The following is a 25,417-nucleotide window of genomic DNA, read 5'->3' as shown; positions in this document are numbered from 1 at the left end:
AGGGTTTCTCGGCAATTCTCCCAGTCCGATGGGAGTATTGCGGCAGATGGGACAAGCGAGACCTACTACCATCCTTACCCATGACGGAACCCTCCGGCGCAAGCAGTGACAAGCCCAGACGCCCGGTAGTGGTGCCCGCCCTTGCACTGGTGGCTTTCACCGCCATCGGCATCACCGCCCTCCTGGGCGGACTGAGCGAGGCCGTTGAGGAGCCCGAGGCGCTGGGCGCGGGCGCGGTGCTCGATCAGGGCCTGTACGCCACCAAGTTCGTCGAGTCGCGCGTGACGGTGCAGAAGGCCGAGTCACAGTGGGACGAGGACAAGCGGTTCGTGGAGCTGGTCTTCGAGGTCACCAACAAGGGCGACAAGACCTACCAGGTCGGCCTGCCCCCGGCGAAGCTGGAACAGGCCTTCACGAGCGACTCCTTCGCCGGCTCCCTGGTGAAGATCACCCCCGCCTTCCCCAAGGACGCGGGGCCGTTCACGTTCGCCCAGGCCAAGGGGGGCGAGACCGGCCAGCTCCACCCGGGGGTGACCAACCAGGTCATCCTCCGCTACCGGCTCAAGGACAACGAGCAGCCGCCGGAGAAGATCACGATGGACGTCGCGTCGTTCGAGTACGAGCCCGGCTTCAACAGCAACGTCCCGCGCTGGCAGATGGTCTCCAACGAGGACCTCGACACCATGAAGTTCTATCCCGAGATCAAGGCGCGGGTGACTCTTGCGGTCAAGAAGGGTGACGCAACGTGACCGCCACGCAGCAAAGATCAACTGTCGCGCCCGGTCGCCGCGGCAGGAGAGCGGGCCGGGGACCGGGGATCGGCACCCGGCTGCTCAGCGGCGTCGTCGGGCTGGTGCTCCTGGGCGGCGCCGCCTGGCTGCAGACCCTGCACATGGCCGAGGGTGAGATCACCGACCCGATCACGTACACGGGCGCCAAGGGCGAGGTGGTGGACGCCCGGCGGTTCTCCCTGCGGCTCGACTCGTTCACGGCCGCGAGGTCGATCCAGAGCGGCAGCAAGACGATCGGGACCGACAACCTCTTCCTCGTCGTCAACGTCACGGCCAAGTCCAGCCTCAAGCCCTATCACCTGGAGCAGCCGGAGCTGCTGACCGCCGACGGGAAGAGGTTCGACGCCACCGACCGGGTCAACAACGACCTCACGATGGCCATGTCATGGGTGCAGCCGGACATCTGGAAGAGCGGGCGCTTCTTCTTCGAGGTGCCGTCGTCCGAGCTGGCGGGGGCGCATGTCGTGTTCGGGCTGAACAAGGGGTTCGTGGTGGAGCCGTACCAGCCGGAGGTCGAGGTGGATCTCGGCCTGGACGACGAGGGCGCGCGCAAGCTCGCGGCCTCGCCTCAGGACGTCTACTCGACCGACAAGAAGTGATCTCAGGATGAGCACGAACGAGCGCGACTGGTTCTCGCCCAGGAAAGACCCGCGGCGCGAGGACGATCCGGCCCCGCCCCCACCCAGCCACGAGCCGCCGCCGGGCCTCGGCAACCACTCCGGCCGCGGCGCACCGCCGCCCGGCCAGGGACAGCAGTCCGGGCACGACCCGCGCCTCGATCAGGACCTGCTCGGCGAGGAGACGGCGCCGGTCCCCCGGGTGCCGTCCGCGGGCGACCTGCCCGGCCGTGGCGGCCGTGGAACGCCGCCTCCGGGCTACGGCGCGCCGAACGGGCCGCAGGAGGCGATGGGCTGGCCTGAAGCGCCTCGGGAGGCGATGGGCCGGCCCAACCCGCCGCAGGAGGCGCTGGAGTGGCCCAGCGCGCCACAGGGCCCCACGCACCCCCAAGGCCCCGCACACGCCCAAGGCCCCTCGCACGCCCGGCCTCCGGCGGACGCCCAAGGCCCCGCCTACACCCAAGGCCCCTCGCACGGCCAGGGCCCGGCGCACGGTCAGAGCCCCGCCCATGGGGAAGGCCCGGCACACGCCCGAGGCCCGGCGCACGGCCAGGGACCCGCACACGCGCAAGGTCCCGCACACGCGCAGGGCCCGGCGCGCAGGCCGGGGCTGCCGCCTCGCCCCACCCCGCAGCAGCCCCGCGCCCGGCACGCCGCCCAGCCCGACCAGCAGGTGTGGCCCCCGGCCCCCCGAGAGCCCGTAGGCGGCTCCACACAGCCTCTGCCGGCCGTCCCGGCCGCCATGCCCGTGTCGCCGCAGCAGGGCCCCGGCACGCCCCTCCCGCGCCGGCAGAGCCCCGATCCGGAACCCGCGGCCCACCAGGCGTCCGGGCCCGAGCCGTCGCCCGAGGCCCCGCAGGAGGCCCCTCCCGGGTCGCGGCGGGCCGCCGCCGCCCCGGGAGGCCGCAAGAAGCGCACGGTGCTGATCGCCGTGGCCGCCGTCATCGTGTCGCTGGTCACCGTGGGCGCCCGGTCGTACGACGGCTACCTCTTCTACGAGAAGACCACCACGAAGGAGACCAAGGAGACCGTCGTCCCCGCCGGCCAGGCGGCCAAGGTGAAGAACATCGAGTGGCGGGCCACGGTCACCCGCATCGAGATGCCCGACAACCTCCCGTACGGCCCCGAGGTGGCCGCGCTGAGGGTGGACATCACCAAGAAGATCCTCGACGCGGGCAGCGCCACCAAGACCGGCCTGTTCGCGGATGCCAAGCTGGAGGACCGGGCCGGCCGCAGCTGGGTCGTGAACGTCGTCCCGGAGACCGACCGGCCGACGGACCGGCTGGAGGTCGGCAAGGAGTACAAGATCCTGGCGGCGGCGGTGGTGCCGACGGCGGTGGCGGACGAGGTCGAGCTGTCCTTCAGGCCGGCCAACTACCGCTCGGACACGCCCACGGCGGACCTCTTCAAGCGGGACACCGTGGCCAAGCTGGAGGAGGACGTGGACGTCCTGCGGTTCAGGCGGCGCTGACTGCTCGGACGTCCCGGAACCGGCTCAGACGTCGTCGAACGGCTCGCCTCTGAGCCGGGCCCTGGTGGCCGCGAGGTCGTACGTGGCCGCCAGCAGCGCCATCGTGAGCACGGCCACGATCATCTCGCGCACGAAGGTCAGCGGCGGCCCCTGGAACTGCCACACCCACTCCCGCTCGGTGCCGATGAGCCACCGCAGCCCCCGCTCGGCGTATTGCCCACCGACCTGCAGGCCCACGTAGCACAGGCACATCATGCCGAACAGCGGGAGGCCGGCCTTGACCACCATCCGCAGGGAGTTGGCCAGCGGCAGCCAGCGGTCCCTGAACCCGCCGGTGAGGTGGTCGAACGACTTCTGCGTGAGGTCGTGGGTGCCCTCCAGCCGGTCCACGCCCCGCTCCAGGCGGGTGCCCTTGACCAGGGCGCGGGTCTCGTCGGAGTACGAGCCGAAGACGAGCATCGCCACGGTGAGCCAGGCCAGCGGGACGGCCGCGGCGTCGAGGAAGTACGGCCAGGCGTCGCCGAGGAAGCCGGTGACGGTCTCCCACAGCGGCACGTTCTTCTGCGCCTCGGCCCAGAGCTCCTCCGTGCCGGCCACCACATTGCGGTGCTCGACCCAGTCGGTGCGCGCGGTGCCGATGTAGAGGGTGGCGTTCAGGCCGTAGAAGACGAAGGCGAACTCCGAGAAGGCCGCGCAGAAGCCGTAGAACTTGCCGTTGCCCTCGGTCTTCTCCAGGAGCTTGGCGAAGAGCAGCTTCAGCCCGAACATGACGGCCATCGCCCCCAGCGACACCCGCCAGTCGAGGTCCGTGAGTCCCCGGCCGACCTGGGACTGCTCCCCGAAGAAGGACGCCGACGTCTGGTCGTAGATGTGGTGGAACAGGTCCATCTGGTAGACGTCCCTGGCGTCCTCCGTCTGGAACCCCCACGCCAGGTAGAGCACGGCGAAGGCCGGGGCCACCCGGTCGAGCACCCGGAAGAAGCGCTCGTCCTGCATGCCCTCCTCGGTCTTCGCGCGCATCTCCCACAGGGCGTTGCGCAGCGAGTAGAGCATGCCGGCGGTGACCGTCATCACCGACAGAATGATCAACGTGAGCAGCGTCATCACGAGGACCAGGCGGACCTGCCGGAAGTCGCCGTAGGCGACCTCCGTGGCGGCGTAGAGCAGGACGAAGCGGGTCAGCTGACCGGCGGCGTACCAGAGGATCAGCGGCAGGGCGCACTTCCCCGCCAGCCGTAGGGCGTGCAGGGGCAGCGAATACGGCGACGGCATCCCCTGAGCCGGCGTAGGCCCAGGTCGGGGAGGTGCCGCCACACCTGTCGAACCGGACATCTGCAGAATCGTATCGGTCTGTCACACATGTCGCAGCAGCAACCCCGGAAAGAGCGATGCTCCGCATGCCAGTGCGGGTGTGGTCCCCGGGCAGTGACAAAAGAGTTATCGGCGGGGAAATGGCGGTCCCGCGGCGGGGCGCGTGCCATTGCTCTATGGAGCCACGGCCCGCACTCGACGCCGATCCCCACGTCGTGGGAGATCGCCTCCGGCGGCTGCGGCACGAGCGCGGGGTGTCGCTGTCGGAGCTCGCCAAGCGCGCGGGCATCGACAGGGAAACCTTGTCGGACGTCGAGACCGGCAAGGTCGACGCGACGGCGGAGACGCTCTGGGCGATCACCGCGCAGCTCGGGGTGCCGATCGGGGCGATACTCGACGCGCCGCCCGAGCCGCAGATCATGCGGGGCAGGGCGATGGAGGCGGAGCTGCTGGAGGTGTTCGAGGACGACCGGGTCACGTACGAGCTCTACAGGGTCACCGTCCCGCCGGGCCTCACCCAGACCTCACCCGCCCACCACGAGGGCGTGAGCGAGCACGTCACGGTCTTCACGGGCACGCTCAGCGCGGGCCCCATGCGCGAACCGCTCACCGCCGGGCCGGGCGACCACATCTCGTGGATCTCCGACGTGCCGCACGGCTACCGCGCGCACGGCCCCGACGTCGTACGCGCCACGCTCCTCATGCGCTACCCGATCAAGCCCTAGGCATTGGCGGGCCGGCACGTGCGGCACGGCCGGTAGCCGGCGGCCCTGGCCTGGGCGATGGTGCGGAAGCCGTGCCGGTGCCGCGGCGTGATGCGCCGCGCGTTGTGGCAGGTCGGGAAGCACACCACGCCCGTGGTGTCGCTGGCCAGGTAGAACACCCGGTCCCCCGCCAGCTCCCGCACCCGCTCCAGGTCGGCGCCCTCGGCCAGCAGCAGCCGCTCCTTGGCCGCCGGGCCGAACACGTAGTCCCCCGCGACGCCGTCCGACCGGGTGACGCGGTGGCACGGGATCAGCAGTGGCACGGGGTTGCGGCCGAGCGCCGTGCCCACCGCGCGCACCGCCCTGGGCCGGCCGATCCGCTCCGCGATCCACGAGTACGGCCTGACCTCGCCGCGCGGGATCGTACGGACCGTCTCCAGCACGTCGCGCTGGAAGTCGCTCACCCCGCGCAGGTCCAGCCGCAGCCGGCCCAGGCGCCCCGTGCGCAGCGCGGGCAGCAGCCCGGCGGGCGGGCGTTCGGCGGGCAGCAGCGGGCGCGCGAAGCGCCCTCTGAACGCCTCGGCGAACCCGTCACCCGGGCGCACGTAGGCCACGCCCTGGTCGGTGAACGCGACCCGCAGCTCCCCGATCGGGCTCGGGACGCGTACCCAGCGGGCCGCGATCCGGTCGAGCAGTCCCTCTGGCGCGTCGGCGGCCAGCGCCGACAGCCCGGCCAGCAGTGGATCGTGGGTCATCGGGCACCTCCCAGTGCGCGCAGCCGCCGCAGTCCCCGCGACACGTGCGACTTGACCGTGCCCTGGGGGATCCTGAGCACGGTGGCGATCTCGCTGACCGGCAGGTCGACGACGTGCCTGAGCACCACCGCGACCCGCTGCTCCTCGGGCAGCAGGCCGAGCAGCCCGGCCAGCTCGTCGCCGGTCTCGCGGCGCACCGCGGCCTCCTCGACGTCCTGACCGGGGTCGACTTCCTCGATCGGCTGGTCCCGCAGCTCCGGTGGCGGCTTGCGGGACCTGGTCCTGGCGCAGTTGCGCCAGACGTTCATCAGGATCGTCATCAGCCACGCCCTCGGCTGGAGCGTGGCGATGCGGTCGCGCTCGTATCCGGCCAGCGCCCTGTACGCACGCAGGAACGCCTCCGCGGTGAGATCCTCGGCGTCGGCCCAACGCCCGCTCAGCCGCAGCGCGGTCGAGAAGACCAGGCCGCGGTAGGCGCCGTACAGCTCGGCGAACCCCTCGTCGAGGTCGTCGAGCAGCGCCTTGCGCACCGGGTCGGGACAGTCGGTTTCTCTCACGTTGGTACAACACCGGCGCACCCGGATCCGTTGCACCGAAAAGACCCGCGTCCGGATCGGACGCGGGTCTTTTACCTCAGCAGCCTCAGACGGCGACCGCGAGCGAGGAGACCTCGCCCAGCTTCGCCTCGACCTTGATGTCCCTGGTGACGCCGCCGCCCGCGATGATGCGGACGGTCCAGTCGCCGGGGGCGGCGAAGAAGCGGAAGACGCCCTCGTCGGACACCACGACTTCGCCGGTGAACTCGCCGGAGTGGTCGAGCAGACGCGCGTACGCCGTGCCGGCGCCGGTCACCACGCCCTGGATCACGGCCTGGGTGGACAGGTCGATCCCGGCGGGCAGAGTGATCGTCTGCTCCGGCGCTCCGCAACCCTGTGCAGCAGTCATCAGCGGGCCTCCCCCAGCTCGATCGGCACGCCCACGAGCGAGCCGTACTCGGTCCACGAACCGTCGTAGTTCTTCACGTTGTCCTGCTCGAGCAGCTCGTGCAGCACGAACCAGGTGTGCGCCGAACGCTCGCCGATGCGGCAGTAGGCGATGGTGTCCTTGCCGAAGTCGACCCCGGCCTCGCCGTAGAGCGTGCGCAGGTCGTCGTCGGACTTGAACGTGCCGTCGTCGTTGGCGGCCTTGGACCACGGGATGTTGCGGGCGGTGGGCACGTGGCCGGCGCGCTGCGCCTGCTCCTGCGGGAGGTGCGCGGGAGCGAGCAGCTTGCCGGTGAACTCGTCGGGCGAGCGCACGTCGACCAGGTTGAGCTTGCTGATGGCGCCGACCACGTCGTCGCGGAAGGCGCGGATCTTGGTGTCCTGCTCCTGCGCCACGTACTGCGTCTTGGCCCGCTCCGGCACGTCCCGAACCAGCTCGCGGGAGTCGAGCTCCCACTTCTTGCGCCCGCCGTCGAGCAGCTTCACGTTGGAGTGGCCGTAGAGCTTGAAGTACCAGTACGCGTAGGCGGCGAACCAGTTGTTGTTGCCGCCGTAGAGCACGACGGTGTCATCGTTGGAGATGCCGCGGTCGGACAGCAGGGCCTCGAAACCGGTCTTGTCCACGAAGTCGCGGCGCACCGGGTCCTGCAGGTCCTGCCGCCAGTCGACCTTCACGGCGCCACGGATGTGGCCCTTGTCGTAAGCGCTGACGTCTTCGTCGACCTCGACGAGGACGACTCCGGGGGTGTCGAGGTTGGCCTCGACCCAGTCGGCGTCCACCAGGGCGGCGGAGCGGCTCATTTGGAAACCTCCATTTTGGCGGCGGGCAGTAGACGGCGAACGAGCAGGTACATTTCGCAGCCAAGGCAGAATCCGAAGGCTGCGTTGAGGAAGGCGGCGAGGAGAGCCGCCGCCGTGGCCGCGAGGGCCAGCGGCGTGATCCCGGTGAGATATCCGACCAGGCCCGCGATCGCGAAGACCAGCCCCACCGCCTGCGCGAACCGCGGCGGGCGGGCGTCTTCGGTCTCCTTCGGGGCGCTCTTGACGAGCGCCTTGAAGAGCATCGTGTACGGCGAGCGCGCCACGACTCCGAGTGCGAAGACCATCGCCTGGACGGCGAGAAGCCAGGCACTCCCCGTCACCAGGACGAGGGCGAGGACCAGGGTGGTGATGGCCGCGCCGAAGCGCAGCGCTCTAGGATCGGCACGCATCGCGGGATGCTCCTGAAGGGTCGACGGGGCGGACCGGATGTCCGCGGGATCGTCCTCAGGCAGCGCGACAGAGCGCGGTGGTCACGCGGCAGAAATCAACCGCGCGCCGCTTCGTCAGCAGCTCTGTCGTTGGGTACATGCCGAAGACACTACTCGGCGTCTCGTCATCTGTCACATCTCGTCCGGTTGGTGAGACGATTCGTGAGACGACGGCGGCCACACGGCCGCGGCGAGGGCCGCCAGGACGTCCGCCTTGCGGGGCTGGCCGGCGGCCCTTTTCACGATCTTTCCGCTGGTGTCGAGCACCAGGACCGTCGGGGTGCGCATGATGTCCAGCCGCCGTACGAGGTCAAGCCGGGACTCGGCGTCGATCTCGACGTGGGTCACCCCCGGCACGATCCCGCTGACGTCGGCCAGGATCCTTCTGGTCGCCCGGCACGGCTGGCAGAACGCGGTGGAGAACTGCACCAGCGTCGCCCGCTCGCCCAGACCGGCGCCGAGGTCGGCCTCGGACAGCCGGTCGCCACCCGTGTCACGCACCCGTCCGTCGCGGCGCAGGCGAACCACCCCGATCACAGAGCCGAGCGCCAGAGTCGCCAGCGCCACCCACCAACCAGTCATCTCCCGATGCAACCACGCGCACCCGCGTTTACTTCCGCACCGGGATCCTGATCAGCACCTTCTCCTTCTGGTCGACCACGTAGAACGCGGTGATCTCGGACATGGGCAGCGTCGTCGACCGCTTGAAGACGGCCTTGTCCTGGTACGCCTCGCGGCTGATCGTCCAGCTCTCCGTCAGCTCGTGCCGCCCGCCGGCCACGACGAGGAGGCTGCAGGTCGTGTCGACGGGCACGCCCCGCACGCTCACGTCCAGCTCCGTGCCGCTGCCGCCGGGCCAGACCGACACGGTGGCGGAGTACTTCTCGGCCCTGTTCACGCCGGAGAACTTCAGGCCCTCGGCCATCTTGAACGGCGACGCGGACGGCGCCGCCTTGCTGGGCCGTTTGGCCTGCGGTGTCGGCTCGGCCAGACGGCTCAGCGGCGCCTGGTCGGACTCCGAGGCCGAGTCCCGCATCGTCTGCGGCTCCTCGGTGGACACGGGAGCCGCCACCCCGGAGGCCACCTGCTGCTGGGTGCCGCTGTTCACGACCGACACGATCGTGCCGCCGACCCCCAGCAACGCGATGGAGGCGGCCGCCACCAGCAGCAGCCGGCCGCGCCTGTTGCGCTTCGCGCTGGCGTTCAGCAGCCGGTCGAGCACCTGCCGCGGCGGGCTTGCCACCAGCTCCACGTCTCGTTCGGACACTTTGCCAAGAAACGAGGCCACGCCTTCGAGGTCGAGCAGCTCGCGGCCGCACTCCTCGCAGGTCGCCAGGTGGTTGTCGATCTCCAGCGCCTCGTCGGGGTCGAGCGCGCCCAGCGCGTGCGCGCCCAGGGCGAGCCTTACCTCCTCGCACGTCATCATGGCGCCAACCCCCGCTCCTCGAGGGCCAGTTTGAGCGCCCGCAACGCGTAGTAGGTGCGGGATTTGACCGTGCCCGGCGGTATGCCCAGCGTCGCCGACGCCTCCTTCACCGATCGCCCCCGATAGTAGACCTCCAGCAGCACCTCACGGTGCTCCTGTCTGAGCACGGCCAGCGCCTCGGCCACCGCCCACGACTCGACGGCGCGCTCCAGGTCGTCGTCCGCCGGCATGACGGCCAGCGCCTCGTCCCCGGTCTCCTGCGGTCTGGCCTTCTTGGCCCGATGCTGGTCGACAACAAGGTTCCGGGCCACCGTGAACAGCCACGCGCGCACCGGCCGGCCCGAGAGGGCGTCGGGATGTCGCCAGGCCCGCAACAGGGTCTCCTGCACGACATCCTCCGCCCGCCCGGAATCACCGGTCAGCCGCAGGACGTAGCCGTAGAGTGGCCCGGCATGCTCGTCGAAGAGGGTTCTCACGAGTTCCTCATCCGCGGTGCCGGCTGCGCTCACACCCTCTTCACGTACGTCGGGCCGGACCGGTTCAGCCTCATCCACGGATCGGCACGTCAGACGCTTCGGCCGAGATCTCCAATCCTTCGGCCACGCTCTTGACCCCGGTCACCTTCACGTCGAAGGGCAGCTTCCCCTTGAACTTGATGGTGTAGGAGACGAGCGACGCGAGCTGGTCGGGCACGCCCTCGATCTTCTCGGCCTGGATCTTGATGCCGCCGTCGACCAGCTCGACCCGCATCTCGGCGTTGAACTTCACCTTGTTCACCCCGACCGTCACCTCGCCCGACGCCGTGAGCCGCTCACCGTTGCCGCCGATCTTGACGCCGCTGGGGGCGTACTTGTCGATCGTCGCCCTGGTCAGGGTGCCGGCGATGGCCACGCGCCCGGCCTGGATGTTGGCTCTGTTCTGCAGGACGTCCGCCAGGGGAGCCGTCACGTCGTAGGCGGCGCCCCGGAGGTTCTTGATCGGCACGCCACCGTAGGTGAACGTGCCGAGATTGAACCGTACCTCCGGATAGCGCCCCGAGATGGCCTGCGTGAGAAATGGGATGCCCTCAATTGTCACGGTCGGCTTGTCGGACAGGTCGGTCGCGGCGGCGATCCGGTTGGAGAGATCGCGCTCCACGCCCGCCACGGCGACCCGGTCGACGGCGACAAGGAGAATGACCAGCACGATCAGGAAAATGATCAGCTTCCGCATGGGGCTCCCTGTCTGTGGCGGGGGTCAAGAGCCTATCGACTGGACTCACTCATTCCCCCACGGAAGGCCCCATCACCCGCCGGCGAACGGCGGCAGCACCTCCACGGTCGCCCCGTCGGCGAGAACGACCTCGTCATGAGGGCGTTTGCCGACCGGAGAGCCGTCCACGAGGAACGAGCAACGCCTCACCACGCGCGCCAGATCCCCATGGTTCTGTGTGATTTTCGTCATGAGTTCACCAAGAGTGACCGCGTCGAACGGCTCTTCCGCCACTCCGGCCGCCTCCTTCGCCGCAGCCCAATAACGTACCTTTCCCGTGGCCATGGGCACCTCACAATCCCTTTCCGGTCTATTGTGCGTCGCCCTTAACAAGGTTGTTTCGAGAGACGCGCTGTTCACCTGTTGGACGCGCAATGGACGCGACTTACTCGTGGGATATCCTCACCTACGGGACCTGGGCGATGAAGCCCCCGGGTCCTTGCGTGTTTGAGGAGGCCGTAATGAGCAACCTGCTCCTGCTGACCAACGCCCTCGAGCCGTCCGCCGAGGTGCTCCCGGCGCTGGGCCTGCTGCTCCACTCGGTCCGGGTCTCACCCGCGGAGGCGTCCGCGCTGATCGACACGCCTCCCGCCGACGCGGTCCTCGTCGACGCGCGGAAGGAACTCGTGCAGGCCAAGAGCCTGTGCCGGTTGATCCGCACGACCGGCATCGACTGCCCGCTGCTGGTGATCGTCACCGAAGGCGGGCTGGCCGCGATGACGGCCGAGTGGGGTGTGGACGACGTGCTGCTCGACAGCGCGGGCCCGGCAGAGGTGGAGGCGCGCCTGCGCATGGCCACGGGCCGCATCTCGCAGGCCGCGACGGAGGAGGTGCCCGACGAGATCCGCAGCGGCGACCTGTCGATCGACGAGGCCACCTACACCGCGCGGCTGCGCGGACGGGTGCTCGACCTCACGTTCAAGGAGTTCGAGCTGCTGAAATACCTCGCCCAGCACCCGGGCCGGGTCTTCACCCGCGCCCAGCTGCTGCAGGAGGTCTGGGGTTACGACTACTTCGGCGGCACCAGGACGGTCGACGTCCACGTGCGGCGCCTGCGCGCCAAGCTCGGCACCGAGTACGAATCCCTCATCGGTACGGTCCGTAACGTCGGCTACCGCTTCGTCCCCGACCGGCAGGACACCGCCGCCGTCTGATCGTTGACAGAGGCACCCGCCGATATGACACATTGTCGTTGAGGTTGTTTCGCGTCTGTCATACGAGGACACCGCCGTCCCCAGATTGGTGGTGTCGGGGTGGGTCTGTTCCGGTCGTTGGTGGACGAGGGCGCCAGGCCCCGCGTCTTCCGGCGTAACGAGACCATTTGCTCGCCGTTGCGGCCCGCCCACCGGATTTACCTCATCGACCACGGCTACGCCCGCGAATACACCCCCGCGGGCGAGCGCGAGGCCATCCACGACCTGCGCGGCGCCGGTGACCTCGTCGGCGAGCTCGCCTTCTGGAACCCGGGCGAGCGCGCCAAGGTGGACGCGCTGACCGAGGTGCGGGCCTGGCCCATCGACATGCGCCGGCTGCGCGAGCACGCCGCCGCCGGCCCGGCCGTGGCCACGGCGCTGGTGCAGGAGCTGTTCGCCAGGAACGTGGCCGCCCGCAGGCACGAGTCGCTGGCCCGGGCCCCCGTCGCCGCCCGGCTGGCCGTGTGGCTGCTGCACCTGGACGAGCGTTACGCGCTGGCCGCGGAGTCCGCGCCGCCGCTGTCCATGGAGACGCTGGCCGACCTCGTTGGCAGCTCCCCCGACGTGGTGCAGCGTCAGCTCACGCAGTGGGTCCAGCGGGGCTGGCTGGTACGGCCCGGCTACCGGCGGCTGCGCATCGCGGACCCGTCCGCGATGCGCGATGTGGCGGGCGGCTGGGAGCACCTGTCGGAGCCGTGGCAGGGACGGGTGACGCCGTTCCTGACCAGGCCGGGGGCGCTCGCGGAGCCGCTGCCCCTCGGCGAGGTGCCGAAGCCGCGCCAGCTCCCCGCCGATGTGTCCGACTTCACCGGCCGCCAGCAGAGCCTGGACCTGCTCACCGCCTGGCTGGAGCGGCCCAGGCGGACGAACACCATGATCGTGCAGGGACTGCCGGGCGTGGGCAAGACCGCGCTGGTGACGCACTGGGGGCACCTGCACGCCGGCCGGTTCCCCGACGGCCAGATCGTGATCGACCTGCGCGGGCAGTCGCCGAGCCAGCCGCCGATGACCCCGGCCGAGGCGCTCGGGCAGATCCTGCGCTCGCTCGGGGTCGGCGAGCACATGCCCGCCGACGACGAGGCCGAGCTGACGCTGCTCTACCGCAGCAGGATCGCCGGGCGCAGGCTGCTGCTCATCCTCGACAACGCCGCCGACCCGGCGCAGGTGCGGGCGCTGCTGCCGGGCGGCAAGGACTGCGTGGTGCTGGTGACCAGCCGCACGCGGATGGCGCCGCTGCGGGCCACCGGGCACGCCGACCTCATGGACCTGCCGGTGCTCGACCCCGGCAACGCGGTGGCGCTGCTGGTGGCCGTGCTCGGGGAGCAATCCCCGCGGGCCGCCGACCGGGACGCGCTGGCCGAGCTGGCCAGGGTGTGCTCGTACCACCCGTTCGCGCTGCGGATCTCGGCGGCCAAGCTGGCCGAGAGCCCCGGGCTGAGCGTGCAGGAGCGGGTCCAGGAGCTGCGCAGGCCGGGCACGCTCCTGGTGGGCGATCCGGAGGAGGCGTTCAGGTCGGCGCTCGACCTGGCGTACGAGTCGCTGAGCCCGGGGCAGCGGCGCGCGTTCCGGCACGTGGGGCTGCTGCCGGGCCGGGACTTCACGCCCGAGGTGCTGGCCGCCGCGCTCGGCGCCCCGGTCAGCGAGGCCGTGGTGGCGGTGGAGGGGCTGCACCGGGCGTATCTCGTCGAGCCGCTGGCCGGGCCGCGCTACCGGGTGCACGACCTGGTCAAGCGGCTGGCCAGGGAGCTGGGCCGGCATGCCGAGGCAGGCGTGCGGGAGGCCAGGGCGCGGCTGCTCGACCACTACCTGGCGGTGGCGACCGACCCCGCGACGGCGCCCGAGTGGTTCGAGGCCGAGCGGCGCTCGCTGGTCTCGGCCGTGCGGCTGGCCGAGGAGAGCGGCGCCCAGGGGATGGCGTGGCGGCTGGCCGAGGCCGTGTTCGAGCCGTTCAGGAAGCTGCGGTACAACGAGATCAACCTGGAGATCCAGCAGGCCGGGCTGACCTCGGCGATGCAGGTGAGCAACCGGCGGGCGATCGCGCGCATGCGCAGCAACCTGGGCTCGATCCATCGGGACATCGGGCCCTCGACGCTCGCGGCCAGGTTCATCGGGGAGGCGCTGGAGGAGTTCGCCTCGCTCGGCGACGCCGAAGGGCGGGCCCGCGCGCTCAACGACCTGGCCGAGGTGCACGGCATCGCGGGCCACAACGAGGAGGCCCTGCGGTGCGCGGGCGAGGCGCTCGACCTCTACCGCGAGATCGGCGACCTGGCCGGGGTGGCGAGCTGCCTGCACACGCTCTCGCGGCTGCACCTTTCGCAGGAGCGCTACGAACTGGCGTTGCAGCACGCGGGCCAGGCCCTGGAGGTACGCGAGGAGCTCGGCGACCGTAGGGGCACGGCGCAGAGCCTGATCATCCTGGCCACGGTGCAGCGGGACCTGGGCGAGCCCAACGCGGCGCTGTCCGAGGGCCTGGAGGCGCTGTCGATCTGCCACGAGCTGGGCGACGAGCACGCCGAGGCCGAGACGCTGCTCTGCCTGGCCGAGATCTACGACCTGCTGCGGCTGCCGCACGACGCGCAGCGGGACGCCGAGCGGGCCCTGGCCGGGTACACGGCGACGGGCGACCAGCACGGCTGCGGGCGCGCCCTGTGCGCGCTCGGCCGGATCGCGCGCAACGGCTCCCGGTACGACGAGGCCCTGGCCTACTACGAGCAGGCGCTGGCCGTGCAGGTGGAGCTCCACCACGAGCAGGGCAAGGCGGAGACGCTCGGGGACATCGGGCTGGTGCACTGGCGGCTGTCCGACTACCTGCGGGCCGACGACTACCTCAACCAGGCGCTGACGATCAGCCGGGTGATCCGCGACGAGCCGGTGGAGGCCCGCATGCTCAACCGGCTCGCCAGGGTGCGGCGGCGGCAGGGGCTGCCGCACGTGGCGTTCGTGTACGCGCTCGAAGCCCTGGACATCGTGCAGGGCATGGGCAACCGGCGGGCCGAGGCGGACGTGCAGGAGACGCTGGCGAACACGTACCTGTCGCTGGGGCAGCACCAGCCCGCGCTGCGGGCGGCCAAGTCGTCGCTGGCGATCAGGGAGGAGCTGCGGGACAACCGGGCCAGCGCGCTGCTGTCGATGGCGCAGGCGCTGCACACGGCGGGCGAGCCGCAGGAGGCGCTGAAGCTCGCGTGGGAGACGGTCGAGCTGCAGAACGAGACCGGCACGAAGGACCGGTGGGCGGCGGCGCTCACTACGCTGGCCATGGTGCTGCTGGACCTCGGTCTGGCCGGGGAGGCGCTGGTCCACGCGCGCCAGGCCAGGGACGTCCATCTGGAGTGCGGGACCAGGCGGGACCTGGGGTGCGCGCTGCGGGCGCTGGGGCTGATCTCGGCCAGGCTGGGGAACCGGGGCCCGGCCGGCGGCTATCTGCGGGAGGCGCTGCGGCTGCTGGAGGAGGTGGGGGACGTCTTCGAGGTACGGCGGGTGTCGGAGGATCTCCGCGAGCTGGGGACCAGCCCCACGTCCTGAAATATCGCTAAAAGTCGTGAAATCTCGGATGTGAGGTCGCAGATCTTCTCCGGAAATTTCCGTTAGCTGGTGCTACCAGCTACTCCAACGGGGGTGATCCGGATGCTCAAGAACCATCTGCGTCGAGACCTTCAGTGGCTCAAACGCCAGGCGCGCAAGGACCGGCGGATCACTGTTGTCCTGCTCACCGGCGTGCCGGCCGCCTGGGTCCGCCAGCTCCCGCCGTCGGACCTCCTGGGCGGCTCCCCGATCCTGCTGGCCCTCTCCCTGGGGCTGCTCGGCGGATCGGGGGCGGCCTGGCTGATGTCGGCGTACTTCGTCACCAGGACCCTCAAAGCGCGCAGGGAGCCCGCGGAGGAGCTCCGGTGGATCTCCAGGATCAGCCGGGGCAAGGAGTGGGCCTTCTGCTCGCTGAGCGCCTACGTGGCCTGGCACCTGCTGCAGTTCGTCACCGCGGTGGTGCTGGGCTGACCTGGACGACGGCGGGGCGCCACCCTCGGAATGGGGCCGGGTGGCGCCCCGCCGTCATGCTCGGGCCGTCACGCCCGGCCCAGCCGGGCCTCCTCCAGCGCCTTGACGTGGATGCTCGTGTCCGCGAGCACGAACTGCACGATCTCCGCCGTGCCCAACTCGGCAAGGCCCAGGTCGACGTCGGCGTGGGCGTCGCACCAGTCGACGATCGGGCGGGGGCTGGCGAGCGGGCCGGCGAAGTGGACGAGGCTGACGTACCAGCGGTCGCGTACGCGTCCGTGCTCCAGGTCCCGCACCCCGCGCGAGGCCATCGCCGCCGCGAACCGCTCCCACAGCCTGACCAGCGTGTCGTCCTCGGGATGGCCGCAGACCAGGACGCCGCCGGGATGGGGGCTCACGCCCGCCAGCCGCACCCGCGCGGCCGGGACCCCCTTCGCCGCCTCGGCCAGCGCGTCCCGGTAGACCGCGCGGAGCGGGTCGCCGGCCGGGATCCGGTCGCGGTAAGGCTCCAGGGACCTGAGCGTGACGTGCAGGGTCCGCCTGCCGTGCACCCAGTGCCCCGGCGCCTCGATGGTCCCGGCCAGCGCCGCCAGCCGGTCCAGCACCTCACCCGAGGGACGGAGCACGGCCGCCGCTCCCCACCGCCTCGCGCCCTCCACCATGGGACTGTCGTGGGTCGCCCGGCCCGCCAGCAGAGCCGCCCGCCCCTCGATCCGGAAGTCGGCGAAATCGGACATCCGTGCAGTATGCCTGATCACGCCATACCGGCGCGGATAGACCAGGGCTTGCACGGGCAGTGGCAGGTGGACGGGGAGGGAGGTGGGGCACGTGTCCGGCGATCTGGTCGTTCCCGACGCCGCTCATGGAGTGGTGGTGTTCGCGCACGGCAGCGGCAGCAGCCGGCTCAGCCCGCGCAACCGCTACGTGGCCGGGGCGCTCAACAAGGCGGGGCTGGGCACCCTGCTGTTCGACCTGCTCACGCCCCAGGAGGAGGCCGACAGGGCGAACGTCTTCGACATCGCGCTCCTGGCCGAGCGGCTGCTGGAACGTACGCGCCGGCTGCGCGAGCAGGAGGACGCGGCGGGGCTGCCCATCGGCTACTTCGGGGCCAGCACCGGCGCGGCGGCGGCGCTGTGGGCGGCGGCCGAGCCGGACAACGCGGTCTCCGCGATCGTCTCGCGCGGCGGGCGGCCCGACCTGGCGGGGCCTCGGCTCGCGGCGGTACGCGCGCCCACGCTGCTCATCGTGGGCGGCCGGGATCCGATCGTGGTGAAACTGAACGAGGAGGCCCAGCAGCGTCTGAGCGCCGAGAGCCGCATCACCGTCGTGCCCGGGGCCACCCACCTGTTCGAGGAGCCCGGCGCGCTGGAGACAGTGGCCGAGCACGCCAGAAACTGGTTCACGACCCATTTCAGGAGTCCCGCATGAGGTTCAGGTGGTCGACCGTCTGTCTGGAAGCGCTCGACGGGCCGGCGCTGGCCGCCTTCTACCGCGAACTGCTCGACTGGCGGGTCAAGGACGAGGAGACCGACTGGGTGCTGCTCGCCGCGCCGGAAGGCGGCCCCGGGCTGGCCTTCCAGAGCGACCCCGGCTTCGTCCGCCCGGCCTGGCCCGCGCCGCCCGGCGGCCAGCAGATGATGATGCACCTGGACATCGAGGTCGACGATCTCGAGTCGAGCAGCGCCCGCGCCGTCGAGCTGGGCGCGACCGTGGCCGATTTCCAGCCACAGGACGACGTACGCGTGCATTTCGACCCGGCAGGGCACCCGTTCTGCCTCTGGGTGAGCGGGTAGCGCCGGATCGACACGTTGCGGAAGCGGTCAATTACGTTGCCGTGATCCACTGTTTGTGAAAACGTCGAATGGTGGTCGAGGTCGCGCCGGTTCTTGAGCTGTCCGGCCTCGCCTGGCAGGCGCACGGCACGCGCCGCGCCCTCGCGCCCGATCCCCTGACCGTCGGCCCCGGCCGCACCGCCGTGGTGGTGGCCGCCGACTGCGCCGAGGCCGACGCGTTCACCGACGTCCTCATCGGCCTGGAGATGCCCGACGACGGCCAGATCCGCATCCACGGCCAGGAGATCACCATGCGGCTGCCCGCCGAGCGCGAGATCGGGCTGGTCCCGGCCGGGGCGGGCCTGCTGCCGCACCTGACCGTCGAGCAGAACCTCGCGCTGACCGCCCGCGACGACCAGGCGTCCCCGCCCATCCGCGGCATGGTCGCGTACATGGCCAAGAAGACCGACATCCAGGGCTTCCTGCGGTCGCGGCCGCACGAGCTGGCCCACGACGAGCGGCTGCACGTGGCGCTGGCGCGGGCCCTGTGCCGGCGGACGGCGGTCAAGGTGATGGTGGTCGAGGACCGCACGGGCTGCGGGCCCTGCCACGCGGCCGTGAGCGCGGCGCTGGGCACCGACCCGAGCCTGGCCGTGCTGGTCGTCACCGACGACCGGACCAGGGTGGCCAGCCTCGCCTCCCCCTCGCGCTTCTGGGAGATCGCCGATGCCCCTGACCCGTAGAGCGTTGCTGGCCGCGTTGCCGGCGGCGGCCCTGGCCGGCTGCGCCCGCGAGCGGCCGCTGCAGGTGGCGGTGGTCTGGAGCGGCGACGAGCTGCGGCGCTTCCTCGGCGTGGTCAAGGAGTACGGGCGCCCGGTCCACGTCTTCTCGGCGGGCGACAACATCGCCGCCGTGCTGCGCGGCCCCGCGGAGGAGGTCGTCCCCGACGTGGCCGTGATCCCGAGGCTGGGCCTGCTCTTCGATCCGATGATCCGGCCGCGCATCCGGCCGTGGACGGGAGACCACCGGCAGCAGGAGTTCTGGCGCGGGCTCGTGACGCCGCCTGGGAGCCACGAGGAGCTGGGCGCCTGGTTCAAGCTCGCGCACAAGTCGCTCGTCTGGCACCGGGCCGGGGAGTACACGCCGCCCGCCGACCTCACCTCCTGGCAGCCCACCCCGGGCAGCCTGGCGATCGGGGCGGCCGACGGGTGGGTGCTCAGCGACTGGTTCGAGAACGTGCTGCTCGCCTTCGCCCCAGAGGTCTACGGCGGCCTCTTCCCGCCCGGCCTGCCGGGCAATCCCGACTGGTGGAGCGTGCCGCAGGTCGCGGACGCGCTGGAGCTGCTCGGCACGATCTGGCGCGGCGCGTTCACCCCCGAGCAGGCCCGGCGGGCGCTCACCATGCAGTTCCACGACTCGATCTTCGACGTCTTCGCCTACCGCACCGCCGGCGTGGTGGCCGCGCCGGACTTCGCCCTGCCGGTCATCGAGCACTACGGCGGCAAGGGCGTCGGGGCGCACTTCCGCTTCCCCGCCTACGGCAGCAACCTGCCCCCGCTGGTCGTCGGCGGCGACGTGGCGGTGGCGATGCGGGCCGGCCCGGCGCACGCGATCGACTTCGTCAACTGGCTGACCAGGCCGCGGGCGAGCGGCGAGCGCGACGCGCTGACCGGCTGGATCGCCGACGGCGGCTTCCTGACGCCGTTCACGCCGCCCTCCCACCAGTTGCTGCGCGGCCCCGCCCAGGAGCTGAACGCCGCCGTGAACGCCCACTACGACCTGTCCGACCGGCTCATCGGCGGCCTGGAGGGCGGCGACGGGCGCGGGCTGTGGCGGGTGCTCACCGAGCTGTTCACCGACGTCGCCGTCAACGCGGTCGATCCCGCCACTGCCGCGGCTGCGGCCCGCGACAAGCTGGTCGCGGGCAGCAAGGAGGGGGCCCTGTGAGCCGGCGGAACGCCTTCCTGTTCGAGGCCGCCTCGCACCACGACGCCAGGATCCCGCTGGTCGGGCACGGGATCGGCCGCCTGCGCGCCTCGCTCTACCTCCTCCTGGCGGTCCTGCTGTCGGCGGGCGTCATCCTGGTGCCGCTCTGCGCGACGGTCGTGCTCAGCCTCTCCGCCGGGCCCGGCGCGTACGACGTGCTGCTCGACGGCCGGGTGCTCCAGTCGCTCGGCAACTCGTTCATGTGGCTGGTGCTGGCCGTGGTCGTGTGCGCCGTGGGGCTCGGCCTGGCCTGGCTGGCCAGGAACGCGGGCCCGGTGCTCGGCGGCGTGCTGCGCTTCCTGCTGGTGCTGCCGGCCGCGGTGTCCCCGCTCACCACGGGTGCGATCTTCCGGCTGATGTTCGACACCAACCCGCGCCGCGGCCTGGTCAACGCCCTGTTCGGCACGGAGGTGGCCTTCCTCGGCCCCGTGTGGATCTGGCTGGTGTTCGGGCTGGCGCTGGTCTGGCAGTGGGCCGGGGTCGCGTTCCTGGTCTTCCACGAGGCGCTGGCCCGGCTGCCCACCAACCTGCTGCGGATGGCCAGGGCGTTCGGCGTCGGGCGGCGGCGCAGGCTCTGGTCCGTCGTGGTCCCGGCGCTCGCCGGGCCGGCGGCGCTGGCGTACCTGTTCGCGCTGGCGGCGGCGGCCCGCGTGTTCGACGTCGTGCTGATGGGCGCGCCCGGCTCGATGCAGGCCGAGATCGAGGGCGGCGGGCTGTTCTGGTGGCGGCACCACGGCGACCTGGGCGACACGCGGGCCTCCGCGCTCTCCGTGGGGCTGTCGGTCCTCGTGGCCGTGATGGCGGTGCCCGCCCTGTTCGGGCTGCGCGGGCGGGTGACCTGGGCCGAGCCGGTGGTCTCGCCGCCGCCCAGGAAGGGCTGGCGGATCTGGCTGCTGTGCGCGGCGGTGTCGGTGCTCTGGGTGCTGCCGTTCCTGGTGCTCGTGCTGACCTCGCTGCGCGACCCGGTCGCCGCGGCGCTGTCCGGGTGGTGGGGCGGCGGGCCCTGGACGCTGGGATCGTACACGGAGGCGCTGGCCGACGGCGGGTTCGCGGGCGCGCTCGGGACCACGTTCCTGCGGGCCGTCGTGGTGGTGTGCCTGGTGCTGCTGGCCGCCGTGCCGGCCGCGTACGTGCTGGCGCACGAGCACCTGCTGCCGCGCCGGGCCTGGCGGCCGGTGCTGCTGGTCGCGGTGGCCCTGGCCGTGCTGCCGCCGCAGGCGTTCGCGGTGCCGCTGCAGCGCTGGCTCAGCCCGGTCGTCGGCACCGCTCCGGCGCTGGCCATCGTGCACGCGGCGCTGGTGATCCCGCTGGCGGTGCTGGTGCTGTACAACGCGTTCGTCCGCGTGCCGGCTCCCATGCTGGCGCGGGACCGCTGGGAGCTGTTCCACGTCGTACGCGAGGCGCGCCCGGCCCTGGTGCTGGCCGCGGTCCTGGCCTTCGTCCTGGTGTGGAACGACACGGTCGTCGGGCTGCTGCTCAACTGGCCGTCGGGCGACCACCTGCCGCTGATCCTGCTGGAGCAGGCCCGCCACTTCATGAGCGCCGCCGGGCCGCTGGCGGCGCAGTCGGTGATCGCGACCGCGGTGCCCGTGCTGCTGGTGGTCGTCACCGGGCGCTGGCTGTACCGGGGGCTGACGCGAGGAGTACGCCGATGACGGATATCTCGCGAAAGGACCGGCTGCGCTTCCGCCTGTCCCAGCTCTCCCGGCAGGCCGGGGCGCACCTGCCCGAGCTGGGGCTCGGCGGGCTGCTGACCGCGGGCGGCACGGTCCTGCTGCTGCAGGAGAAGCTGATCGAACGGGTGACGGAGTGGCTGCCCGTCTGGCTGCTCGTCATCCTGATCGTCTCCCTCCCGGTCGTGGCCGGCTGGCTCACCCATTTCGTACGCAGCCGCCGCAAGGCCCCACCCCAGACGATCTTCCACCGCCTGCCCTTCCCCGACCGGATCGACGGGCTCGTCGGCAGGGACGCCGAGGTCCAGCAGGTCAAGGAGCGCGCGAAGGAGCGCGGGATCGTCGTCGTGCAGGGCGCGATGGGCATGGGCACGTCCTCGGTGGCGACCCTGGCCACGTGGGACCTGACCGCGGACGCCCGCAAGCAGCGCTACGCCGATCTGCGCGGCCCCGACCGCGACCACGCGGAGACGCCGCTGAGCGTGGCCCAGCGGGTCCTGCGCACCCTCGACCGGCCGCCCGGCGCGATCCAGGAGCCGGAGGACGCCACCGCGCAGGTGATCGACGCGCTCACCGGCACGGACCGGGTGCTCCTGCTGGACAACGTCAGCACCTGGAGCCAGATCGCCTGGCTCCCGCCCCGGGTGCCGGGCGCGCACATCGTGGTGGCGGGCACGTTCACCGACGAGCTGCCGCAGCACATCGAGCCGATCCAGCTCGGCCCGCTCGCGCCCGCGGCCGGGCAGGCGCTGCTGGCCCGCCACATCGGCGACGAGCGCGTCAACCGCGACCCGAAGGCGCTCGGGCTGCTGGTGGACGCCTGCCTGGGCAGCCCGCTGGAGATCGTCAGGATCGGCCGCTGGCTGGCCCGCAACCCCGGCGTCGCGCTCCAGTCCCTGGTCGACGACCTGCGAAACCTGTCCGTCGTCAAGACCCTCGACTTCGTGCTCAACCTCAGCATCAGGCAGCTCAGGCCGACGGCCAAGCAGCTGTTCGTCCTGCTGGCGAGCCTGCCGATCGCCGAGGTGGACCACCGGGCGGCCGCCGCGCTGCTCGGGGTGCCCTCCGCCGCCGACGCGATCGGGGAGCTGGCCGACCTGGGCCTGGTGGAGAACGTACGGATGACGCGCGTCAGGGTGACCGGCGCGTTCCCCAGCGGCACGCCCGGGCCTCCTCCCTCCCCGAAGGACGCCGCGGCCTGGCGCCGGCTGGTCGAGCACTTCGCCGACGAGGCCGACTCGTTCGCCGCCCTGTTACCCGGCGAGGAGGCCCGCGCCTGGTTCGCGATCGAGGACAGGGTGCTGCTGGAGGTGCTGGCGCACGGGAGCCCCGCGCCCAAGACGGCCCGGGCGCTGGCGCGCATCGCGGACGGGCTGGAGACCTGGTTCCGGCTCGAACAGCGGCACGAGGACCGGCTGCGGGCCGCGGAGGCGCTGGCCGAGGCGGCCAAGGCGCTGCGCGACGAGCACGTGCAGGCCACGGCCGAGCTGCGCCAGTGCGCGATCCTGCTCACCTGGGGTGACCCGACCACGGCCCGCCAGCACTTCAACCGGGCGGCCAGGCTGCGGGTCAGGGTGGAGTCGTGGCCCGCCGAGCTGCACCTGGAGCACGCGGCCATCCTCCTGGCCGCCGGCGACGAGTTCACCGCCGTCGAGTCGGCGCTCGTACGGTACGGCCAGGCGCTGTCCGGCGGCGACCTGGCCGGGCACTCGCTCCGGCTGATCAACGTGGCCGCGCTGCTCCTGCGCAAGGGGCAGACGCTCGACGGCGACGGGCGCGACCCCGAGGCGCGCCGCCTGTACGCCGACGCCCGCGCCGTGCTGTTCGAGTCGCTCGACCTGGCCACGCGGGCCGACGACGACGGCGCGGCGGCGCACGCGCAGGAGTTGCTCGCGCTCGCGCACCACTACCTGGGGCTGCGCTTCGACGCGAGGTCCAACCTGAAGGAGGCCGAGCGGCTCTACGCGGAGACCGCCGACGAGATCGGGCGGGCCCGCTGCCTCGTGCAGCGGGCCGGGGTGCTGCTGGAGGAGCCCGATCACCGTCCCGAGGAGGTCGTCGCGCTGCTGGCGGAGGCCGAGCCGCGGCTGCCCCCGACGGGGGTGAGCACGGCGCTGGCCCACCTCCACCTGGCCCGGCTGCGGGCCGGGAGCGCCGCCGAGCACCGCGACGCGGGGCTGGCGGCGCTCTCCCCCTGGGACGGGATCGCGGAGCCGCGGCAGGTCCGCGAGCTGCGCGCGAGCCTGTCGGAGCTGTGAGCTCACACCGGGATCGTGGCCAGGCTCCTGCCGTCGAAGGTCTCGACCGTGAAGTGGTTCAGCTCGGACTCCGGGAGGCTGGTGCCGCCGTGCAGCAGCAGGGGGTCGGGGGCTCCGGGCACGCCGTACCCCTTGTCGGGCACGCCCCAGCTCGCCACCACCTCGGAGCGGCCGTCGTTGCCCACCGCCAGGAGGCGGCACTGCAGCGGGCCCTTGACGCCCTTGAGCTCCAGCGCGACGTGGCTGCCCCAGCCCTTGTCCTCCAGCCCGACGAGAGCGGACACGCCGGTGCTCTTGTCGGTGGCGGAGTAGGTGTGGCCGGTCATGAGGAGCGCGCGGGCCGGGCTGTGGACGCTGTCGGGGTTGGGGCCGCTCGTGACCGAGCTGACGGCGAGGAAGACGCCGGCCGCGACGAGCACGCAGGCGGCGGCGGACATGAACGTGCGGTGCAGGCTCCGGCGGCGGCGTTCGGTGGCGGCGCGGCGCACCAGGAGTGATTCGACCTCGGGGTCGGGCGGGCTGGGCAGGAGGTCGTCCGGGTGGACGGTCTTGATCAGCTCCCCCATCGCGGCGAACGCCCCGGCCTCCTCCGCGCAGCTCGGGCAGCCCCTCAGGTGGCGCTCGAAATCGGCCTTCTCCTCCCCGCGGAGCAGGCCGAGCGCGTATGCGGCCACGTCTTCGTGACGCACCTCGGTCATGAGAGCGTCACCCCCCTTGCTGCGTGACGCATCTCCGACATGAGCGCGTCACCCCCCCTTTCGCGGTGGCTTCCGTAGTGACGCGCCTCCCTCGTCATGGCAGCGTCACCCCCCTTTCGGTGTGGCTCTCATCGTGACGCGCCTCCCACGTCATGGCAGCGTCACCCCCCTTTCCTCCAGCGCCACGCGTAACGCGCGCATGGCGTAGTACACGCGGGACTTCACGGTGCCCACGGGCACCCCGATGATCTCCGCCGCCTCCTGGACCGTGCGGTCCAGGAGGAACGTCTCCGTGAGCACCTGCCGATGGGCCGGTGAGAGCGACATCATCGCGTCGGTCACGACGATCTCGCGTAACAGCTGCTCGTCCTCCGCGGCCACCGAGTTGAGGCGTTCCGGGACGTCCTCGACGGTGTCGAGCGGGCGCGAGCCGGAACGGCGCCGGTTGTCGATGACCACGCGGCGGGCGACGGTCGCCAGCCAGGGCATCAGGGAGCCGGAGTCGGTACGCAGGTCGGGGAGGTTGCGCCAGGCGCGTACCAGGGTCTCCTGCACGACGTCCTCGGCCCAGCGCCGATCACCACCCGTCAGCCGGACGGCGAAGGCCATCAGGGGGGCGCCGTATTCGCGGTACAGGGCTCGGACCATGGCCTCGTCGGTCACGCGGTGATTCACCCGCGACTCCTCGCGCTGCGGATACCAGGGAATATCCCGCCGATATTGGAATCATCACTCTAGCCACGGAGGGGGCCAGATGCTGGCAGTTTTCCCTTCTCACCGCTTCGGTGGATTTACCGCCTAAATCATGCTTTGCCCACCTGCGGCGACCCCGCAGACCGACGGCTCAGTGATCTTCTGGCTCGGCGGTGAACAGCTCGTAGCTGTGGCCGTTGGGGTCACGCACGTACACGCCGCGGCCGCCCGCCAGATGGTTGATCTCGCGGTCCCAGCCGTTCATCGGGCCGGAGCCGTACTCGATCGCCGGGTCCCTCTCGAGCCGCTCCATGAGCGCGTCGAAGGTGCCGTCGTCGACCAGGAAGGCGTAGTGGCCGGACTGGGGCGCGCGGCGGTCGTCGAAGTCGAGCGTGAGGTCGTCGTTGACGCTGACGGGCGCGAACGGCCCGGCGGGCGGGCCGACCCGCAGCCCCAGCAGGCCGGCGAAGAACGCCGCCGCCGCCTCGCGGTCGGCGGCGGGGACGATCAGGTGGTTCATGACGATGGCCATGACGGCATCCCTTCCGGAGAAGATGTATGTGAAACGCACATAATCATACGTGCGTATCGC

At 71.6% G+C, this 25,417-nt stretch carries 28 protein-coding genes; 13 read left to right on the top strand and 15 right to left on the bottom strand.

Annotated elements, in window-relative coordinates:
• Positions 1–149: 149 nt before the first annotated feature.
• Genes ABZX61_RS45670 through ABZX61_RS45660 form a run of 3 tightly spaced genes read left to right on the top strand, consistent with a single transcriptional unit; the run spans position 150 to position 2,879 of the window.
• Positions 150–749 carry a hypothetical protein gene (locus ABZX61_RS45670; RefSeq protein ID WP_355204263.1) on the top strand — a complete coding sequence of 200 codons (600 nt, stop codon included), beginning with the start codon at positions 150–152 and terminating at the stop codon, positions 747–749.
• Entirely contained in the window at positions 746–1,390 is a 645-nt protein-coding gene (locus ABZX61_RS45665) for a hypothetical protein (protein ID WP_350733201.1), read from the top strand. The genes ABZX61_RS45670 and ABZX61_RS45665 overlap by 4 nt, the downstream gene beginning before the upstream one ends.
• 7 nt (positions 1,391–1,397) lie before the next feature.
• Complete coding sequence (locus ABZX61_RS45660; RefSeq protein ID WP_355204260.1) at positions 1,398–2,879, top strand: hypothetical protein; 1,482 nt, start codon at positions 1,398–1,400, stop codon at positions 2,877–2,879.
• Between the two features lie 24 nt (positions 2,880–2,903).
• Here ABZX61_RS45660 and ABZX61_RS45655 read toward each other — a convergent pair whose 3' ends face one another.
• A complete protein-coding gene (locus ABZX61_RS45655; protein ID WP_355204257.1) occupies positions 2,904–4,151 on the bottom strand; it encodes a hypothetical protein in 1,248 nt (415 codons plus the stop codon).
• Between the two features lie 215 nt (positions 4,152–4,366).
• On the opposite strand from ABZX61_RS45655, the gene ABZX61_RS45650 reads away from it, so the two are divergent.
• Entirely contained in the window at positions 4,367–4,915 is a 549-nt protein-coding gene (locus ABZX61_RS45650) for an XRE family transcriptional regulator (RefSeq protein ID WP_350733197.1), read from the top strand.
• Here the strand turns inward: ABZX61_RS45650 and ABZX61_RS45645 are convergent.
• The 10 genes from ABZX61_RS45645 to ABZX61_RS45600 all read right to left on the bottom strand — a co-directional run bounded on the left by ABZX61_RS45645 (position 4,912) and on the right by ABZX61_RS45600 (position 10,844).
• Positions 4,912–5,649 (bottom strand): methylated-DNA--[protein]-cysteine S-methyltransferase, encoded by a 738-nt coding sequence (locus tag ABZX61_RS45645; RefSeq protein ID WP_355204254.1) that lies wholly within the window; start codon positions 5,647–5,649, stop codon positions 4,912–4,914. The genes ABZX61_RS45650 and ABZX61_RS45645 overlap by 4 nt on opposite strands.
• Positions 5,646–6,206: an RNA polymerase sigma factor gene (locus tag ABZX61_RS45640; RefSeq protein WP_350733193.1), complete on the bottom strand. Its 561-nt coding sequence runs from the start codon at positions 6,204–6,206 to the stop codon at positions 5,646–5,648. The genes ABZX61_RS45645 and ABZX61_RS45640 overlap by 4 nt, the downstream gene beginning before the upstream one ends.
• Before the next feature lie 85 nt (positions 6,207–6,291).
• Complete coding sequence (locus ABZX61_RS45635; RefSeq protein WP_185070393.1) at positions 6,292–6,594, bottom strand: DUF1416 domain-containing protein; 303 nt, start codon at positions 6,592–6,594, stop codon at positions 6,292–6,294.
• Positions 6,594–7,433 (bottom strand): sulfurtransferase, encoded by an 840-nt coding sequence (locus tag ABZX61_RS45630; RefSeq protein ID WP_350733191.1) that lies wholly within the window; start codon positions 7,431–7,433, stop codon positions 6,594–6,596. The genes ABZX61_RS45635 and ABZX61_RS45630 overlap by 1 nt, the downstream gene beginning before the upstream one ends.
• Positions 7,430–7,843, bottom strand: coding sequence for a DUF4395 domain-containing protein (locus tag ABZX61_RS45625; protein ID WP_350733189.1), 414 nt, complete (start codon positions 7,841–7,843; stop codon positions 7,430–7,432). The genes ABZX61_RS45630 and ABZX61_RS45625 overlap by 4 nt, the downstream gene beginning before the upstream one ends.
• Before the next feature lie 171 nt (positions 7,844–8,014).
• Positions 8,015–8,464, bottom strand: a complete 450-nt coding sequence (locus ABZX61_RS45620; protein ID WP_355204250.1) for a thioredoxin family protein — start codon at positions 8,462–8,464, stop codon at positions 8,015–8,017.
• 28 nt (positions 8,465–8,492) lie between these two features.
• Positions 8,493–9,308, bottom strand: a complete 816-nt coding sequence (locus tag ABZX61_RS45615; protein WP_355204247.1) for a zf-HC2 domain-containing protein — start codon at positions 9,306–9,308, stop codon at positions 8,493–8,495.
• A complete protein-coding gene (locus ABZX61_RS45610; protein WP_350733182.1) occupies positions 9,305–9,817 on the bottom strand; it encodes a sigma-70 family RNA polymerase sigma factor in 513 nt (170 codons plus the stop codon). Before ABZX61_RS45610 ends, ABZX61_RS45615 begins: the two co-directional genes overlap by 4 nt.
• Positions 9,818–9,854: 37 nt before the next feature.
• Entirely contained in the window at positions 9,855–10,520 is a 666-nt protein-coding gene (locus ABZX61_RS45605; RefSeq protein WP_355204244.1) for a DUF2993 domain-containing protein, read from the bottom strand.
• 72 nt (positions 10,521–10,592) lie between these two features.
• On the bottom strand, positions 10,593–10,844 hold the full coding sequence (locus ABZX61_RS45600; RefSeq protein ID WP_350733178.1) for a MoaD/ThiS family protein: 252 nt from the start codon (positions 10,842–10,844) through the stop codon (positions 10,593–10,595).
• A gap of 176 nt (positions 10,845–11,020) precedes the next feature.
• Here ABZX61_RS45600 and ABZX61_RS45595 point away from each other — a divergent pair, with 176 nt between their 5' ends.
• The 3 genes from ABZX61_RS45595 (at position 11,021) to ABZX61_RS45585 (ending at position 15,745) form a co-directional block, all read left to right on the top strand.
• Positions 11,021–11,713, top strand: coding sequence for a response regulator transcription factor (locus tag ABZX61_RS45595; protein WP_185070386.1), 693 nt, complete (start codon positions 11,021–11,023; stop codon positions 11,711–11,713).
• A gap of 99 nt (positions 11,714–11,812) precedes the next feature.
• On the top strand, positions 11,813–15,274 hold the full coding sequence (locus tag ABZX61_RS45590; RefSeq protein ID WP_355204241.1) for a tetratricopeptide repeat protein: 3,462 nt from the start codon (positions 11,813–11,815) through the stop codon (positions 15,272–15,274).
• A gap of 102 nt (positions 15,275–15,376) precedes the next feature.
• On the top strand, positions 15,377–15,745 hold the full coding sequence (locus tag ABZX61_RS45585) for a hypothetical protein (protein ID WP_350733174.1): 369 nt from the start codon (positions 15,377–15,379) through the stop codon (positions 15,743–15,745).
• A gap of 68 nt (positions 15,746–15,813) precedes the next feature.
• On the opposite strand, the gene ABZX61_RS45580 is transcribed toward ABZX61_RS45585, so the two are convergent.
• Positions 15,814–16,482, bottom strand: a complete 669-nt coding sequence (locus ABZX61_RS45580) for a hypothetical protein (RefSeq protein ID WP_355204238.1) — start codon at positions 16,480–16,482, stop codon at positions 15,814–15,816.
• A 91-nt stretch (positions 16,483–16,573) separates the two neighbouring features.
• Here ABZX61_RS45580 and ABZX61_RS45575 point away from each other — a divergent pair, with 91 nt between their 5' ends.
• The 6 genes from ABZX61_RS45575 to ABZX61_RS45550 all read left to right on the top strand — a co-directional run bounded on the left by ABZX61_RS45575 (position 16,574) and on the right by ABZX61_RS45550 (position 23,434).
• Entirely contained in the window at positions 16,574–17,173 is a 600-nt protein-coding gene (locus ABZX61_RS45575; protein WP_350733170.1) for an alpha/beta family hydrolase, read from the top strand.
• Positions 17,170–17,538 (top strand): VOC family protein, encoded by a 369-nt coding sequence (locus ABZX61_RS45570; RefSeq protein WP_355204235.1) that lies wholly within the window; start codon positions 17,170–17,172, stop codon positions 17,536–17,538. Before ABZX61_RS45575 ends, ABZX61_RS45570 begins: the two co-directional genes overlap by 4 nt.
• Before the next feature lie 68 nt (positions 17,539–17,606).
• Positions 17,607–18,260, top strand: a complete 654-nt coding sequence (locus tag ABZX61_RS45565; protein WP_350733168.1) for an ATP-binding cassette domain-containing protein — start codon at positions 17,607–17,609, stop codon at positions 18,258–18,260.
• Complete coding sequence (locus ABZX61_RS45560) at positions 18,244–19,464, top strand: hypothetical protein (protein WP_355204231.1); 1,221 nt, start codon at positions 18,244–18,246, stop codon at positions 19,462–19,464. The genes ABZX61_RS45565 and ABZX61_RS45560 overlap by 17 nt, the downstream gene beginning before the upstream one ends.
• Positions 19,461–21,158 (top strand): ABC transporter permease subunit, encoded by a 1,698-nt coding sequence (locus ABZX61_RS45555; protein ID WP_355204228.1) that lies wholly within the window; start codon positions 19,461–19,463, stop codon positions 21,156–21,158. Before ABZX61_RS45560 ends, ABZX61_RS45555 begins: the two co-directional genes overlap by 4 nt.
• Positions 21,155–23,434 (top strand): hypothetical protein, encoded by a 2,280-nt coding sequence (locus ABZX61_RS45550; RefSeq protein WP_355204225.1) that lies wholly within the window; start codon positions 21,155–21,157, stop codon positions 23,432–23,434. Before ABZX61_RS45555 ends, ABZX61_RS45550 begins: the two co-directional genes overlap by 4 nt.
• 2 nt (positions 23,435–23,436) lie before the next feature.
• Here the strand turns inward: ABZX61_RS45550 and ABZX61_RS45545 are convergent, their stop codons facing one another.
• The 3 genes from ABZX61_RS45545 to ABZX61_RS45535 all read right to left on the bottom strand — a co-directional run bounded on the left by ABZX61_RS45545 (position 23,437) and on the right by ABZX61_RS45535 (position 25,357).
• Complete coding sequence (locus ABZX61_RS45545; RefSeq protein WP_350733161.1) at positions 23,437–24,132, bottom strand: zf-HC2 domain-containing protein; 696 nt, start codon at positions 24,130–24,132, stop codon at positions 23,437–23,439.
• Positions 24,133–24,282: 150 nt separating this feature from the next.
• A complete protein-coding gene (locus tag ABZX61_RS45540) occupies positions 24,283–24,807 on the bottom strand; it encodes a sigma-70 family RNA polymerase sigma factor (RefSeq protein ID WP_350733159.1) in 525 nt (174 codons plus the stop codon).
• 169 nt (positions 24,808–24,976) lie between these two features.
• Complete coding sequence (locus ABZX61_RS45535) at positions 24,977–25,357, bottom strand: VOC family protein (RefSeq protein ID WP_355204221.1); 381 nt, start codon at positions 25,355–25,357, stop codon at positions 24,977–24,979.
• Between the last annotated feature and the right edge of the window lie 60 nt (positions 25,358–25,417).

Source organism: Nonomuraea sp. NPDC003709, from assembly GCF_040610775.1.
Lineage (GTDB): Bacteria > Actinomycetota > Actinomycetes > Streptosporangiales > Streptosporangiaceae > Nonomuraea > Nonomuraea angiospora_A.
This window is presented reverse-complemented; position numbering and strand designations above follow the sequence as displayed.